At 63.8% G+C, this 15547-nt stretch carries 9 protein-coding genes and 1 pseudogene; 4 read left to right on the plus strand and 6 right to left on the minus strand.

The features are described 5' to 3' along the window. Positions 1-760 precede the first annotated feature (760 nt). Positions 761-2350 carry a bacterial transcriptional activator domain-containing protein gene (locus tag G7047_RS21840; protein WP_166310033.1) on the plus strand — a complete coding sequence of 530 codons (1590 nt, stop codon included), beginning with the start codon at positions 761-763 and terminating at the stop codon, positions 2348-2350. Positions 2351-2375: 25 nt separating this feature from the next. Here the strand turns inward: G7047_RS21840 and G7047_RS21845 are convergent, their stop codons facing one another. The 5 genes from G7047_RS21845 to G7047_RS21865 all read right to left on the minus strand — a co-directional run bounded on the left by G7047_RS21845 (position 2376) and on the right by G7047_RS21865 (position 9156). Further along, positions 2376-2825 (minus strand): MarR family winged helix-turn-helix transcriptional regulator, encoded by a 450-nt coding sequence (locus G7047_RS21845; protein WP_240939214.1) that lies wholly within the window; start codon positions 2823-2825, stop codon positions 2376-2378. Between the two features lie 80 nt (positions 2826-2905). Further along, a complete protein-coding gene (locus G7047_RS21850) occupies positions 2906-4669 on the minus strand; it encodes an acyl-CoA dehydrogenase family protein (RefSeq protein WP_166310035.1) in 1764 nt (587 codons plus the stop codon). After that, positions 4666-6069 (minus strand): MFS transporter, encoded by a 1404-nt coding sequence (locus G7047_RS21855; protein ID WP_166310037.1) that lies wholly within the window; start codon positions 6067-6069, stop codon positions 4666-4668. The genes G7047_RS21850 and G7047_RS21855 overlap by 4 nt, the downstream gene beginning before the upstream one ends. Continuing rightward, on the minus strand, positions 6066-8234 hold the full coding sequence (locus tag G7047_RS21860; RefSeq protein WP_240939215.1) for an acetate--CoA ligase family protein: 2169 nt from the start codon (positions 8232-8234) through the stop codon (positions 6066-6068). The genes G7047_RS21855 and G7047_RS21860 overlap by 4 nt, the downstream gene beginning before the upstream one ends. Before the next feature lie 76 nt (positions 8235-8310). After that, positions 8311-9156 carry a p-hydroxycinnamoyl CoA hydratase/lyase gene (locus G7047_RS21865; protein WP_166310039.1) on the minus strand — a complete coding sequence of 282 codons (846 nt, stop codon included), beginning with the start codon at positions 9154-9156 and terminating at the stop codon, positions 8311-8313. 234 nt (positions 9157-9390) lie between these two features. Between G7047_RS21865 and G7047_RS21870 the strand changes: the two are divergent. Further along, positions 9391-10728: pseudogene (locus G7047_RS21870) on the plus strand (aldehyde dehydrogenase family protein); the annotation flags it as partial. A gap of 127 nt (positions 10729-10855) precedes the next feature. Here G7047_RS21870 and G7047_RS21875 read toward each other — a convergent pair. Continuing rightward, entirely contained in the window at positions 10856-13771 is a 2916-nt protein-coding gene (locus tag G7047_RS21875) for a Tn3-like element IS1071 family transposase (protein ID WP_003049965.1), read from the minus strand. Positions 13772-13919: 148 nt separating this feature from the next. On the opposite strand from G7047_RS21875, the gene G7047_RS21880 reads away from it, so the two are divergent. Both G7047_RS21880 and G7047_RS21885 read left to right on the plus strand, forming a co-directional pair. Next, positions 13920-15095: an IS66 family transposase gene (locus tag G7047_RS21880; protein ID WP_166310043.1), complete on the plus strand. Its 1176-nt coding sequence runs from the start codon at positions 13920-13922 to the stop codon at positions 15093-15095. A 49-nt stretch (positions 15096-15144) separates the two neighbouring features. Continuing rightward, complete coding sequence (locus tag G7047_RS21885) at positions 15145-15540, plus strand: integrase core domain-containing protein (RefSeq protein WP_371813898.1); 396 nt, start codon at positions 15145-15147, stop codon at positions 15538-15540. Positions 15541-15547 lie beyond the last annotated feature (7 nt).

The raw sequence follows: 15547 nt of genomic DNA on the forward strand, positions 1-15547 counted from the left end.
TTTTTTCGCCCTGCGGGACACATGTTTTCAATTGACCATTGAGCTTCAATTGCTGTTTCGTATGATGAACAGCCGATTGGGCGACTCCGACATGCAGCCTCATGCCACCACCAAACGACTTTCAACGCGTTCACCAACTGATTGCCCAGGGCAACCCATCGGGCGCGCAACAAACGGCACAGGCGTGGCTGGATGCGCTCGCCGCCGTCACGCAATGGAAGACCATGCGCGAGCGCGCATTCGCCTTCTATCAAGCCTGGTACGCGCTGGCGCTGGCGCGTGAAGCCGCCGGTCAACATGAAGCGGCCAGCGTGGCCGCCAACGAGGCCTACCAACATGACTCGCTAGTGTTCCCGCAGCATGCCGATATGGTGCGCATCGCCATCGCCGCGCGCAACTGGCCCATGGCCGAGAGCATCGCGGACCACTTCGTATCACACCTGGAGCGCCACGGACTCAGCAGCATCGGCGAGGAGATCATCACGCTGATCGAGCCCGTGGAGTCGCAATACGCCCCTCTCCAAATGCTGCTCAACGGCTACGACGAACGCTACAAGGAGCGCTACGGCGAAGGCCCCGAGGGCGACGCGCGCATGGTGGCCGACTACGAGCGCATAGGTATCGACGCCAACGAAATTCTGCTCATCAAGGCTGGCGACGCGGCCGGATATGACGACGAAGATCTGGCCTTGAAACTGTGGCAACAGGTGGACTGGCGTGCCTGCCCACGCGCGCGCAGCTTCGCGCAATACGCCATGCTGTGCCTGCGCAAGGGGCTGCCCGTGCCCGACGGTCGCAACTGTCAGCACTGCGCGATCCCGAGTGGCTCTACAACGCGGGCACCGACATCATCACGCCGCTATACGAAGACTCTTGGTACAAGAACCTGAGCGACTCGCGCGCTCGCCCCTACTGGCAACTCGCCGCCGACATCCTGCAGCAGGGCTACGGCCACTACATCGCATTCGAGGACAAGGGTGAGCGCAACGGCTTCGCAACCGATCCGCATTTCTTCGCCATGCTGTGCAACAACCTTGGCATCGCGCTCGGCAAGCTCGAGCGCGAAGGCGAAGCGTGGCCGATCCACGAACGGGGCTTTCACAGCTCGCCCTTCATCGAGAACGCCTTGAGCGCTGCCAACGGAGCGATCCGCAGTGGCGATGCCCAAGCCGCACAGCGCTGCGCCGCACAACTCCAGACCTTCGTTGAGAAGCATTTCGGGAAGGACGACATCGAATACGGATGCCGCGCGCAATCCTGCGTTCTGGCAGCCGCAGGCCTCAGCGAATCGCCTGACGAGTGGCTGCCCAAGCGCGAAGCGTTTCAGCAAAAGTGGTCCGACAACCGCAAGCATGCACGCTTGTGCAACTCGGACGAGCACCATTTCCCGGAAGACTGGCGGGTGCTCTTCACCAACAACGTCGGCGCGCTCAACGATCAATGGGAAGCCATGAAGCGCATGTTCGAGCGCCATCCGAACGACGCGCGACTGGTGCACCTCATGCTGCGCAATCGCCGCGACCATGGTGGCCGCAGCGCGCGCGAAAGCGGTCTTGCACTGGCCGACAAAGCCCGGCAATTGCTTGAGCCGCAACGCCACACGGACGAGGGTGCGGCGCGCTGGTTCGAGACCCGTTACTCACTGGCCTATCTGCGCTACCGAAGCTGGTTCTATGACGCCGATCTCGTCGGCCAGGACTGGCTGCCGCAAGCGCGCAAGGAGTTCGCGGAATGCCTCGCCGATCGCGCCTCAGACAAGGTCCAGGGCGTGGACGCCATGCTCGACTACGGCATGCTGCTGGTGCGCGAAGACATCGATTCCAATGAAGGCATACGCTGGCTCGGCGAAGTGATCCAGTCGCTCGAACCACAACCACGCGCCCCCGCAAACGAGAACGCGTGGCGACCAGACACCGCCCCCGATCCCGCCCTCGCGCTGGCCTATGTCTATCGCGCACATGCCCTGTGCATGCAGGACAAGAACGACAACGCCATCCCCGACCTCGACGCCGCCGCCGCACTCAATCCCTGGTTTCCTGCCGTGTGGTATTGGAGGGCAACCATCGCATCGGAAGCTGGTGACGCCGACGCAGCCATCCGGTGGGCAACGCGCTTTGTGGAGTTCGACGGAATCAATCCGCCCGACGACGAAGGGCGTGCGACGATGCTGTCCGCGCTGGTTCAACTGCTGCATGCCGCAGGACAGCCCGGGCAGGCACGCGAGCGCTTCAACGAACTGGAGCAGCTCGATGCATCCCACGACGACCTGCCTGAACTGCGTGAGCTCTTCAATCCCGCAGGCAAAAAAGGAAAGTCGCTCTGGTCCAGGGTGAAAGCCTGGTTCGGCTGATCACCCTTGGTGTGTGCTGGCGTTGCTATGCCTCGAACGCGCTGAGCTTCTTGAGCGCCGAGTTGATGTAGCGCTGCTCGGTCGCGGTGAGCGAATCTTCAAGCAGTTGCTCGAACCGCGCGACCTCGGCCTCGGCCTTCTTGAGCAGCGCGCGACCCGCGTCGGTCAGATGCAGCTCCTGCATGCGGCGATCATCCTTGCTGGGCAGGCGCACGACGACCTCGCGCTGCACCAGCCGGTCGATGATGGGCACCACATTGGGCGGCGAGATTTCAAGCGCGAGGCCCAGTTGCCGCTGGTACAACCCGGGGTTGGAGTCGATCAGCACCAACGCCGAAAAGTCGGTGGTGCTGAGTTCCTGCGCGGAAAGACGCGACATCAGCGCCCTGTGCACCTGCACCTTCGCGCGGGTGAGCCGAAATCCAAGAAACCGGGCAAGCCGCGACTGATCGATGTCGGAATGAGATGCTGGCACGTTGCTGTTCAGTGAATGGAAAGGGAGCGTAATGTGAGTTTGAGAATAGCATAGCGACTCTCTAAACCGATCTTTCGCTCTCAGCCCACATCGATCATCGGAATCACGTGGCGCGCGGCCTGCACGCGAGCAAGCCAATGCCCCGCGTCCACCAGCACATGGTCATAAAAATAGCACGCACTCTGCCGCTTGTGCGCATGGGCTTCGTCCGCCACGCGCACAGCGCGGCACCACGAGAACGCCATCGCGATCACGCCGACCAGACGCAGATAGTCCTCGGCCGCACGCGCGGGCAGTTCCGCATCGGCCTGCGCATCTTTCGCCAACGCCGCCGTCGCCTCCATCAGCCGGTCGCACCACTGCGTGAGCGTCTGTCCATAGGCGCGGGCGTTCGGGCAACGCATCGCCAAATTTGCCTCGTGCCGGAACGCGTCGAGCAGCGGCGCGAGCCCATCGCCACCGCCTGCGAGCACCTTGCGCTGCAGCAGGTCGAGCGCCTGAATCTGGTTCGTGCCCTCGTAGATCATCGCGATTCGGCTGTCGCGCACGATCTGCTCGATGCGGTATTCGTGCACATAGCCGTATCCGCCAAACACCTGCAGTGCCTGGCTCGCCAGCTCGAAGCCGCGTTCGGTGAAGAACGACTTGATGACCGGCGTGAGCAGCGCCGCCAGCGCCTGCTGGCCCGCACGCTCGGCCGCGTCGGGCGCGTGTTCGGTCAGATCGAGCACATGCCCGGCCCAGTAACCGAGCGCACGCATGCCCTCGGTCCACACACGCAGATCCATGAGGATGCGGCGCATCGGCGCATGGTGGATGATGGCGTCCGCAGCACCCGTGGCACCTTGCGGCCTTGGCTGTGCGCGCATCTGCTGACGCTCCCGCGCATAGGTGAGTGCAAGCTGGTACGCCATCTCCGCATGCCCCAGCCCCTGCAGACCGACATGCAGCCGCGCCGAATTCATCATGATGAACATGGCGGCCAGACCCCGGTGCGGCTCGCCGATCAGCCAGCCCTTGGCGCTCTCAAAACGCATCGCGCAGGTCGCGCTGCCCTTGATGCCCATCTTCTTTTCGATGCCGTCGCAAAACACCGCATTGGGCTCGAAACCGCCGTCCTGCGGCAAGAGCTTGGGCACCAGAAACAGCGAGATGCCCTTGGTGCCGGGCGGCGCATCGGGCAGGCGCGCGAGCACGAGGTGCACGATGTTTTCGGTCAGATCCTGCTCGCCGCCCGAGATGAAGATCTTCTGACCGTCGATGCGATGGCTGCCATCCGCCTGCGGCCGCGCCTGTGCGCGCAGCAGTCCCAGATCGCTGCCCGCCTGCGGCTCGGTCAGGCACATGGTGGCGAGCCAACGGCCACTCACCAGATGCGGCAGCCAAGCCGCCCGCATCCACTCGGGCGCGTGGGCGTTGAGGCAGGCGTAGGCCCCGTGCAAGATGCCGAGGTACATCGCCCATGCATGGTTGCCCGAGACGATCATCTCGTTGAGCATCGCATCGAGCAGCTGCGGCAGGCCCTGACCGCCCACCGCCGGATCGCAGGCGAGCGCCGTCCAGCCCGCGCCGCAGTACGCGCGATAGGCCTCGCGAAAGCCGTCGGGCGTCGTGACCCGCCCTTCCGCCAGCGTGCAGCCCTGCAGATCGCCCGTGCCGTTGATCGGCGCGAGCGTGTCGGCAGAGAACTGCCCCGCCGCCTCGGCCACCATGCGCGCGGCTTCGGCGTCGAGCGACTCGTGGCAGTCCATGCACTTCCAGTCGGCGGGCGCATCGATCCAGCGCTCGATCACGAAGGCAATGTCGGCCAGCGGCGCACGGTAAGGAATACCGCCTGAACTCATGCAGCCTCCTTCGCGGCGCGCTGCATCTCAGCGACCAGGCGACGATAGGGACCAAGGGCCGATGCGAGGCAGATCACGCCAATCGTCGCGCCCATCGCGCAGACCAAGCCCAGCGACATGCCGACCTTCTTCTCGTCGTGGAACACGAAGTCGGTGAAGAACGCGACAAGGAACGGGCCGCAGCCGAGCCCGATCAGGTTGACGATCAGCAGATAGATCGAGGTAACCTGACCGCGCAGTTGATTGGGCGTGATCGACTGCAGAATCGGCGGCGCGAGCGCCACCGGCATGCCGAGGAAAAAGGTGGTTATCGACACCGCCACTAGCGCTATGGTGGGCGTCTGGGCATATGCGAGCATCAGCCCCGAGGCGATGAGCACTGCCGTCGCACAAAGCGACACCGCGACCGAGCCGACCAGCTTGCCACGGCTCGTCAGATAGTCCGCGAGAAAGCCGCTGGTCAGCATGCCGCCGATGCCGAAGGTCAGGATGATCAAACCGTAGGCAGGGCCAATCTCCCCGGGCGTCCAACCCCATTGGCGGATAAAGGTCGCGGGCAGCCAAGCCGTCACGCTGAAGGTCACCAGACCGCTCAACCCCGGCGCGAGCAGCAGCGGAACATAGGCGCTCCGATGCTGGATCACATGGGAAAGATTGGGTGCAGGCACGTGCGCATGAGCCGTTGCGATGGTGGATGTCGATGCCTGCTTCTGACCGACAAGCGTCTGGATGCCACGTCGCAGCGGTTCGCGCACCGTGTACATCAGCAGCAGCGCGGGAATGCCCGGCAACGCCACATACACGAACGCCGCCTGCCACGGCTTGAAGCTGCCGAGCAGCGGGATCACGACCTCGCTGCCCTGACTCGCGGCCTGAATGACCAGCCCGCCGACGATGAAGGCCGTTGCCGAGCCGATGTATACGCCCGAGGTGTAGATGCTCATCGCACGCGCGCGCCGCTCGGGCGGAAAGTAGTCCGCCAGTATCGAGTATGCGGCGGGTGACAGCGCGGCCTCGCCCACCCCCACCAGCATGCGTGCGATGAACAGCGACACGAAGCCGGTGACATAGCCGCCCGCCCCCGTCGCCAGCACCCAGATCAGCATGCCGATGATGATGAGATTACGGCGGTTCCAGCGGTCTGCCACGCGGCCAAGAAAGATGCCGATCAGCGTGTAGAAGATCGCGAAAGCGAAACCGTGCAGGATGCTGAATTCCCAGTCGGCGAGCGACAAGTCCTTCTTGATCGGCTGCACCAGCAGGCCCAGAATCTGCCGGTCTACGAACGACAATGTGTAGGCGAAAAGCAGCACGAAGGTGACGTAGTAGGCGTATCCGAGGCCCTTGTTTTCCGAGGTCGCACTCGCATTGGAGTTCAATGGATTGGTGATGTAACTCATGCCGCATTCCCTCCTGCCTGCTGGTCGATGAGCATCAGCGCATCGAGCGCCACCGCGCCCTTGCCTTGTGGATGAACGACCACGGGATTCAGATCGATCTCTCGCAGCGCGGGCGTGCCGCGCAGCACCTGGCCGATGCGCTCTATCAGCTCGGCGACGGCCTGCAGATCGAGCGGCGGCATGCCACGGAACCCATGGAACAGTGCGGCGCTTTGCAGCAGATCGAGCTCCACCAGAATCTCGGGCACCGACAGATCGGCATCGAGCAGCCGCACGTCTTTGATGACCTCGGCCGTCACGCCGCCGAGCCCCGCGAGGATCACCGGCCCCCATTCGGGATCGGTCTTCGCGCCGATGATCATCTCGAGCCCGCGCTGGCCCATGGCCTCCACAAGAATGCCTTCGAGCGCGATGCCCGCGTCGTAGGCACGCACGTTGTCCTGCATGCGCTGCCACGCAGCACGCAGCGCGGCTTCGTCGGCCACGCCGAGAATCACGCCGCCCGCTTCGCTCTTGTGGCTGAGCTGTTCGGACTGCGCCTTGAGAGCCACCGGATAGCCGAGCGCGGCGGCGGCACGCACCGCCTCGTCCACATCACGCGCGAAACGGCCCGCAGAAAACGGCACGCCCACGGTGGCGAGCAGCACCTTGGATTCGTACTCCGGCACCACACTGCGCTTGGCGGGCAATGACAACGTGATCGCCGGAGCTGCGCTGGCATCAAAGCTGTGCGTGGTGAATGCGTTGATGTTCCTGACCGCACGGAACGCACGCTCGGTACTCGGGAAATACGGAATGCCCAGCTCGCGCATCTCCGCGATGAAGCTCGCGGGCACCTCCGCGCCCTGATCCAACCCCGCGACGATCACCGATTTGTGCGGCCGGAGTTCGCGCACCGCGCGCAGCACGGGTGGCATCTTGATCGCGCTGGTGACAGGGTCACCCTGAATCAGGCAGACAACGATGGTGGAAAAACGCGCATCGTCGAACAGCGCCTGCAGCACGCGGAAATAAAGGTCCGGCTCGACGAGCCCCTGCGCCGTCAGATCGAGCGGATTGCTGACCGCGACGAACGCAGGCATGGCCTTGCGCAGCGCGGGCGCGTTGGTTTCGTCCAGCACGGGCAGCGCGATGCCGAGGTCTTCCGCGATGTCCAGACACAGCGCCTTGAACGCGCCCGACTCGCCCAGAATCGCCACGCCTTGTGCGGGCAGTTGCGCGCAGCGCACTGCGATCTCGGCCATGTCGCCCAGCTCCTCGAGCGTCGTCGCGAACATCGCGCCCGCACGGCGCATCTTGGTGAGCATGATGGAGTGGTCGCCCGCCATCGCGCCCGTGTGCGTGGCCGCCGATTCGCGCGCCGCGCTGCTCTTGCCCGGATGCAACAGCACCACAGGCTTGCCGAGTGCACGTGCGCGCCGCACGGCCGCCAGAATGCGCTGCGGGTGACGAAAATGCTCGACCACCATCGCGATCACGCGCGTGTGCGGATCGTCGAGCAGAAACTCCACATAGTCCTCGGCATGGCTCGCCGCCTCGTTGCCGGTGGATACCGCATAGGACAGCGGCAAGTCGCGGCTCGCGAGCGTGGTGCAGAGCACCGTCATCATCGCGCCGCTCTGCGAGACCACGCCGATGGATAGCGGAACGGTCGTTGCTGCAGCTCCCTTAGCCGCCGTGTTGACCTCCACAAAGGTCAGCGGTATGCGGTCCAGATAGTTGATGCAGCCAAGGCAGTTCGGCCCCTCGATCACCATGCCGCTCTGGCGCGCGATCTCGGCGATTTCGTGCTGCTCCGCAAGCCCCTGCTCACCGGCTTCGGCAAAGCCCGCGGAGAAGATCACCACCGCACCCACCTTGCGCTCGGCGAGCGCGCGCACGTTCTCGAGCACCGCCGACTGCGGAATCGCGAGCACCGCCACGTCCACGCCATCGGGCAGTTGCGCCACCGATGCGAGGCACACGCGACCGTTGATGTCCGCGCGCTTGGGGTTGATCAGGTGGATGTCACCCGCAAACCCGTTGCGCTCCAGATTGCCGAGCAGTGACGCGCCCAGCGCCCCCGGCGTGGCCGACGCCCCGACGATAGCGACCGAGCGCGGCCGCAGCAGTCGGCCGATGTCGGCGCTGCCTTCTACGTTTGTTGTCCCATGCAATGTTTTCACGCTGCTCCTCCCCCGACCGGATGGTCTGTTGATCTGTCTGTTCTTCCGCTGCCCGCCCCTCTCAGACGATGACGCCTCAGGCCTTCTTCTGCTTGGAAAGGTCGTATTCGCCCAGACCCGGCTTGTAGGTCTTCTCGTCGATGAACTGGCGCAGGCCTTCTTTGCGGCCCTCGTTGTCGTAGCTGTTCGCGGCTTCCTGCGCACGCACGAGGAAATCTTCGGCGTTGTCATACGTCATCTCGCGCACACGGCGGATCGCGTCCTTGGTTGCCTTGAGCGCCACGGGGTTCTTCTTGAGCAGGCTTTCGGCCACCGCCGTCACGCGCGCCTTGAGCTGATCGGCAGGCACGGCCTCGTTGACCAAGCCCCAGTCCGCAGCGGTCTTGCCGTCGATGTTCTCGCCCAGCATCGCGTGGTACATCGCGCGACGGAAATTGAGCAGCTCCACCGCCACCTTGGATGCGCCGCCGCCCGGCAGAATTCCCCAGTTGATTTCAGAGAGGCCGAACTTCGCGTCTTCGGATGCGAACGCCAGATCGCAAGAAAACAGCGGGCCGTAACCACCGCCAAAGCACCAGCCGTTGATCATCGCGACCGTGGGCTTCTGGAACCAGCGCAGACGACGCCACCAGCCATAGCTCTCGCGCTGCGCCTTGCGCGTGCCCGCCATGCCCAGCACTTCGGTTTCGCGGAAGTATTCCTTCAGATCCATGCCCGCCGTCCAGGCCGTGCCCTCGCCGGTCAGCACCACCACGCCGACATCGTCGCGGAACTCAATGTCATCGAGCACACGCATCATCTGGCGATTGAGCGCCGGACTCATTGCGTTGCGCTTCTCGGGCCGGTTGAAACTCACCCACGCGATGCGGTTCTCGACGGTGCAGGCAACGGTTTGCGCTTCGTTTGATGCAGTGGTGCTCATGGTCATTCCCTCAGTGAAAAGATGTTTGGATTGCCGCGCCGGACGGGCTTCGCTCGAGACCGGAGGCTCTACGCGAAATCCCTAGCGTCGATGCAAGTCGTTATGTTAGATAATCGATATGTGTCATAACAATATGGTGGTTTCCCTAGCTACCGATCTCGCCAGAAAGCGATATCCGCGCAGGAGGCGCCCACCCTGTTCACCAACACTCATCAACACACACGGGAGACCTTCATGAGCACCATTTCCATGCTGATCGGCGACGCACGGCGTCAGGCCGCAAGCGGCGCCACCTTCGTGCGCCGCAACCCGCTCGACGAGAGCATCGCCACCACTGCGCCCGCAGCCACCGTAGCCGACGCGATGGCCGCCGTCGATGCGGCCAAGGGCGCGTTCGCGCAGTGGTCACAACTCGGCCCGACCGCGCGCCGCGAATACCTGCTCAAGGCCTCGGAGGCCCTGCGCGCCAAAGAGTCCGCATTCGCCAAGGCCATGGCCGCCGAGACCGGCGCATCCGCCATGTGGGCTGGCTTCAATGTGCATCTCGCGGCCGACATGCTCAAGGAAGCCGCCGCGCTCACCACGCAGATCGGCGGCGAGCTCATCCCGTCCGACGTGCCTGGAAATCTGGCAATGGGCGTGCGCCAGCCCGCCGGTGTGGTGCTCGGCATGGCACCGTGGAATGCACCCGTGATCCTCGGCGTGCGCGCCATCGCCACGCCGCTGGCCTGCGGCAACACCGTGGTGCTCAAGGGCTCTGAACTTTGCCCCGCCACGCATGGCCTGATCATCGACGCGCTGTTCGAAGCGGGCCTGCCCGCCGGCGTGGTCAACTTCGTCACCAACCGCCCCGAAGACGCGGGCGAAATCGTCGAGGCCATGGTCGCGCATCCGGCGGTGCGCCGCGTGAACTTCACCGGCTCGACGCGCGTCGGCCAGATCATCGCCAGCCTCTGCGCCAAGTACATCAAGCCCAGCGTGCTCGAGCTCGGCGGCAAAGCCCCGTTCCTCGTGCTCGCCGATGCCGATCTCGACGCCGCAGTGAACGCCGCCGCCTTTGGCGCCTTCGCCAACTCCGGCCAGATCTGCATGTCCACCGAGCGCATCATCGTCGACGTCTCCATCGCCGATGCCTTCGTCGCCAAGCTCACCACCAAGGCCGCCAGCCTGCCGCTCGCCGACCCGCGCGTGAGCCCCGCCGTGCTCGGCTCGGTGATCGACATGGCCACCGTCAAGCGCTGCAATGCGCTGATCGACGACGCGCTCACCAAGGGCGCACAACTGCTGTGCGGCGGCAAGGCCGATTCCACGCTCATGCCCGCCACGCTGCTCGATCACGTCACCGCCGAGATGAAGATCTACCACGAGGAATCGTTCGGCCCCGTCAAGGGCATCGTGCGCGTGCAGGGCACCGAAGCCGCAATCGCCTGCGCCAACGACAACCCGTACGGCCTGGCCTCCGCCGTCTTCAGCCGCGACGTGGGCCTGGCCTGGAGCGTCGCCCAGCGCATCGAATCCGGCATCTGCCACATCAACGGCCCCACCGTCCACGACGAGGGGTCTCCTCGTTTTCAGTGCAATAAGTGACGGTACGAAAAGCTAGCACTGGCGCGGAGGTGGTGTTGGTAGATCGTTGATTTCATTGACTTTCCTGTTCACTTTCAAATCTGCGATTCGTGGCGTCAAACCGTGGTCGGTTTCATCCATTGGTGCCAGTTATCGATGCATTTGGCCGCGAAGGCAGGATTTGGTCAGCATAGCGGTCAACCGGGAAGCGAAACACACCCCGCAAGTTGATGCTCTCCAGCCTGGTGGGCGCAATCTTCCCGATCAGTTCCGGTGGAATGACCTGGCGGCGGTTCGACCAGCGATCCAGGACCGCCTGCATCTGTGAGGTATTCCACGCCATCACGATGTTGGCCATCAGGCTCAACGCATCGGCCACAGCCTGCATTTCATCGACACGTTTGGCCTGCGCCGGGCTGATCCGGCCGGTATAAATGGCGCGCTTGAGGGCGTTAACAGCCTCGCCCCGATTGAGCACCCGGCGCAACTCGTTCCTGAAAGCGTCCTTGACAAAGTAGTCAGCCAAAAACGCCGTACGCAGCAACCGCCCCAATTGCACGCCAGCCTCATAGATTGGATCGCCCTGGGCGGCAGAACCGAACCGCGCAAGAGCTGCCACCGCACTGGCATGTCCGCTCATGACCGAGGCTGCCAGGTGCACCAGACTATCCCAATGCTTTTCGATCAAAGCGACGTCGACATTGGCTTCGCACACCGCAGCGATTTCTGCGGGCACTTTGGTGCCGCGTGGCACAAAGAGGTGGCGCTGTTTGAGTTCCTTCAACCGCGGGCAAAGATCAAAACCAAGCAAACGGGCATGTGACATGGCAAAGTCGGTGTAGCCATGGGTATCCACAGCAAGCTGGCTGGTCTCCAGCTTTTCTTGGCGGATGACACCTTCAATGGCCACGCCCGCCTGGCGCTCATTGAGCACAAAGGGCTGCGCATGGAAGATGCCCCACCGGTCTTTTACATGGGAGTAGATTCCAATGGAAGGTGTGTTGCGCCGAGGATCAAGCCGGGCTTGCCACACCCGTTTGGTGGTCTCCATGCTCATCATGTCAGAAGATGCCAAATCGGACCGCCCCCAGGTGGCGGCAATCGGGTGTCGCTGCATGAATTCCAGCACAGCCTGGCAGGCCTGGCTCAGACGCCGTTCGTCCCGCGCCCAGCGCATGGCCTGGCGAATGCTGGTGGCAGACAATTGCGGAATCATGCGCGCGCATTCGACCGCAGTCAGACTGGTGCCGTGGGCCATGATGCCGGCATAGACCATCAGCAGCTCGTCGGTAGAGCGCGGCTCACGTCCGAGCATGATCCAGCTAAAGCGCACCTGGGCGTCAACGGCCAGAATCACTTCCGGCAATTGAACCTCACCGATGCGGTGATCCAAAGCCGCGCGCAGCTTGGTCACTTCTGGGTCTTCGTCCTCTGCGGGCAATGGCGACAAATGGAGTTCATCATCCACGCGCAGTACGCCACTGCGGGCTGCAGCGGCCACCGCATCGACACCGGCAGTTACTCTGGCCAGCAAAGGCTTCAAGAAAGTGGCAGCCTTGCTGGGTAACGATAGACGGGCATAGTGTTTCTTGGACTCTGCCTGCCAACGCTCGTCCGTGAAGAACAAGCGCGCACGACCCCGAAAGCTCAGGCTGTGCTCAATCCAGACCGAGCCATTGCGCACCGCGCGGCGCAGGGCAAACAGGGTGGCCACCTCCAACGCCTGAAACGCCCGTTCCCGGTCTGGGCTGGAGATCGAAACCTGCCAGATCATTCCCAGACTTGGTGCCACCACTTCAACTGGCAGCTTTCTGGATCCTTTGAGATATAAAGCTTGCAGCTTGGCAAGGTACTCGATGGCAGGATGCTCGCCGGTGGCCTGCCAGGGCAGCTTTGCAATGGCGACGAGCAACGACCGCACGGGGCGAATTCCATCAATCAATCCCTCGCGGACCAGGGAGGCCCTGCTCGGTGGTTTGCGTTTCTGGGTTTCGGTGATCAAGGCTTCAAGACGGGCACGCAACTCAGCATCTGGCACCGCACCTTGCGCGCTCAAGGCAACAAGTTCGCCGAGCAGCGTTTTGTACATTGCGGCCCAATTGACGGTAGCGGGGACATCGGCGGCAGCCTGACGCCACAGATCGGCGATCCGGCGCTGCACCATAAGGATCAACTGGTCTGTGGTGGTGAACAGGCAATACCGAAGAAAGCATGCGACCTCCACGGTGCGCGCTGGCTCTTTGATCTTGGCTCCGGCTGAGGGCGGCCTGGAGACAAGTCGGCGCGCGTAGCGGCGCAAGATGAGATCGGGGATGTCTGCCAGGTGCTTATGAACGTCCAGCGTGTAAAGCAGGTCGATGCGCTCCAGTACCTCGCTGATTTGGCGGGTTGAGTGTTTCGCCGGTGCAGCCCATAGCCAACTCTGCTGGGTTTGTCCATCTGGGCGCAGCTCTGAAACTGAGGCTCGCCAGCGATCAAGTGTTGCTGGATCAACGCTGGCGGCGATGGCGGTGCCTGTTTCAACTTCAAGCTGGGCAAGTGCCGCCGCAATCAGTGTCCGAATTGCCCGCTCGTGCACGATCACCAGCTTGTTCTTGTACAGCCATTGACGCGCCCGCACGAGTAGCTGATCGCGGTCGGCGCAGCGCGCCACTTCGTCGCGCAGTTCACGTACCAGTGAGCGGCGCTGGTGCTCGCTCATCCACTGGAATCCAAGGACCGTGCAGGCTACTTGTTGGTGATCGAATAGCGTGCGCCCGCGTTCATACATGGCTCTCAGCGAGGCGACTTCTGGTGCTGCAATGCCAAGCTCGTTGCCAAGGTGGCGCCACAAGGCTACTGGAATTACCCGAAAGGCACCGAGCAAACGCCCACTCATGCGCAGGAAACCAATATGGAGCGCCAGACCAAGCTTGTGGGAATCACCTCGGCGTGCATTGATTGCGTCGCGCTCGGCACCATCGAAGGTGAAAAATGCCTTCATCTCGAAGTCGCTGATATCGCGGGGGAGCCCACGCATCCCCAAAAACGTTGTGTGCCAACCCTGCATCGTGAACCTCAAAAGTGGGAGGCCACCATACCCGTTTACAAAGCGAACAGGAAAGTCAATGAAATCAACGGTCTACCCAGACCACCCCCGCGCCAGTGCTAGCTTTGCGTACCGTCACTTATTGCACTGAAAACGAGGAGACCCCTTCGTGCACCGGCACATCCGGGGCAAGTGGGTCTGCCGGTGCTGCCAGCGCCAGGGCGTCGATCGCCTGGTGCAGGAGCCCGCCGAGCCGCAGATCATTGAGCGGGGCATCCCGGCGAGCGGACTGGTGGCGTACACGCTCATCAGCCGGTTCGCCGACCATGTGCCGTACTACCGGCAGGAGGCGATCAATGCCCGCTCGGGCGTGCACACCCCGCGCTCGACGCTGGCCGCGTGGGCCGGTCAGGCGGGCGCGGCGCTGCACCCGCTGTACGAGGCGCTCAAGCGCTTCGTGCTGGGCAGCGCGGTCGTGCAGGCCGACGAGACGACGGTGGACATGCTGGACCCGGGTGCAGGCAAGACCAGGAAAGCGTACGTCTGGGCCTATGCACGCGGGGAATTCGATCCCCGGCCCGGCGTGGTCTACGACTTCTGTCCGGGGCGGGGCAGCAAGTACCCGCTGGCCTTCCTGGGCGGGCTGCCCAGTCCACCCGGCAGCCAGGCCGACCGGCCCGCCGAGAGCCGGGATCCGCCCTGGAGCGGCACGCTCGTGTGCGACCGCTACGGCGGCTATGACTCGGTGCTCGACCCCAAGGTCTTCCCGCAGCGTGTCTCGGCGGCCTGTGCGGCGCACGCCCGACGCAAGTTCGACGAACTCGCCAAGTCCGGCAAGAGCACCCTGGCCACCCAGGCGATCGTGCGCTTCGCGGCGATCTACCATGCCGAGAAGTCGTTCGCCGGCATGGACGGCCCGACGCGAACGCAGGCCCGTCAACGCATCGCCGCGCCGCTGTGGCAGGAGTTGCACACCTGGCTCAAGCTCGAACGCGGTCGTGTCGCCGATGGCGGCGCCACGGCCAACGCCATCGACTACAGCCTCAACCACTGGCCAGCGTTGACGCGCCACCTGCTCGACGGGGCGGTGCCCGTGGACAACAACCACCTCGAACGCCAGATCAAGCCCTGGGCCATGGGCAGGAAGGCCTGGTTGTTCTGTGGCAGCGAACTCGCCGGCCAGCGTGCGGCCGTGGTCATGAGCCTGGTGCAGTCGGCCAAGCTCAACGGGCTCGAACCCTGGGCCTACCTGCGCGACGTGCTCGATCGGCTGCCCACCCACCTCAACAGCCGCATCGACGACTTGTTGCCTCATCGCTGGCAGCCGCCGCAAATCCCGGATTGATCAGGCTCGCCTGACGGGGGACCGCTGGCCGCTCACGGTCGATCTCGACATCGCCAAGAGCCACAGTCGGCCCCATGTCTCCGACGACAACCCGTACTCGGAGTCGCAGTTCAAAACCATGAAGTACCGCCCGGACTTCCCGGCCCGCTTCGGCTGCATCGAGGATGCTCGCCTGCACTGTCAGGCCTTCTTCGCCTGGTACAACACCGAGCACCGCCACTCAAGCATCGGCTACATGACACCCCAGGCCGTTCACTATGGGCTTGCACCGGCCCTGCGTGAACTCCGCCAGACCGCGCTCGACACCGCGTTCCGGGCCTCTCCCCGGCGCTTCAAGGGCCTTCGCCCAACGCCCGGCAAACTGCCCACTGCGGTCTGGATCAACCCACCCGCGCCGGAGATCGTCACCACGCAAACGCCATCACCCTGCACAGTCAATTCATGATCCCGGG

Source organism: Diaphorobacter sp. HDW4A, assembly GCF_011305995.1.
Lineage (GTDB): Bacteria > Pseudomonadota > Gammaproteobacteria > Burkholderiales > Burkholderiaceae_C > Diaphorobacter_A.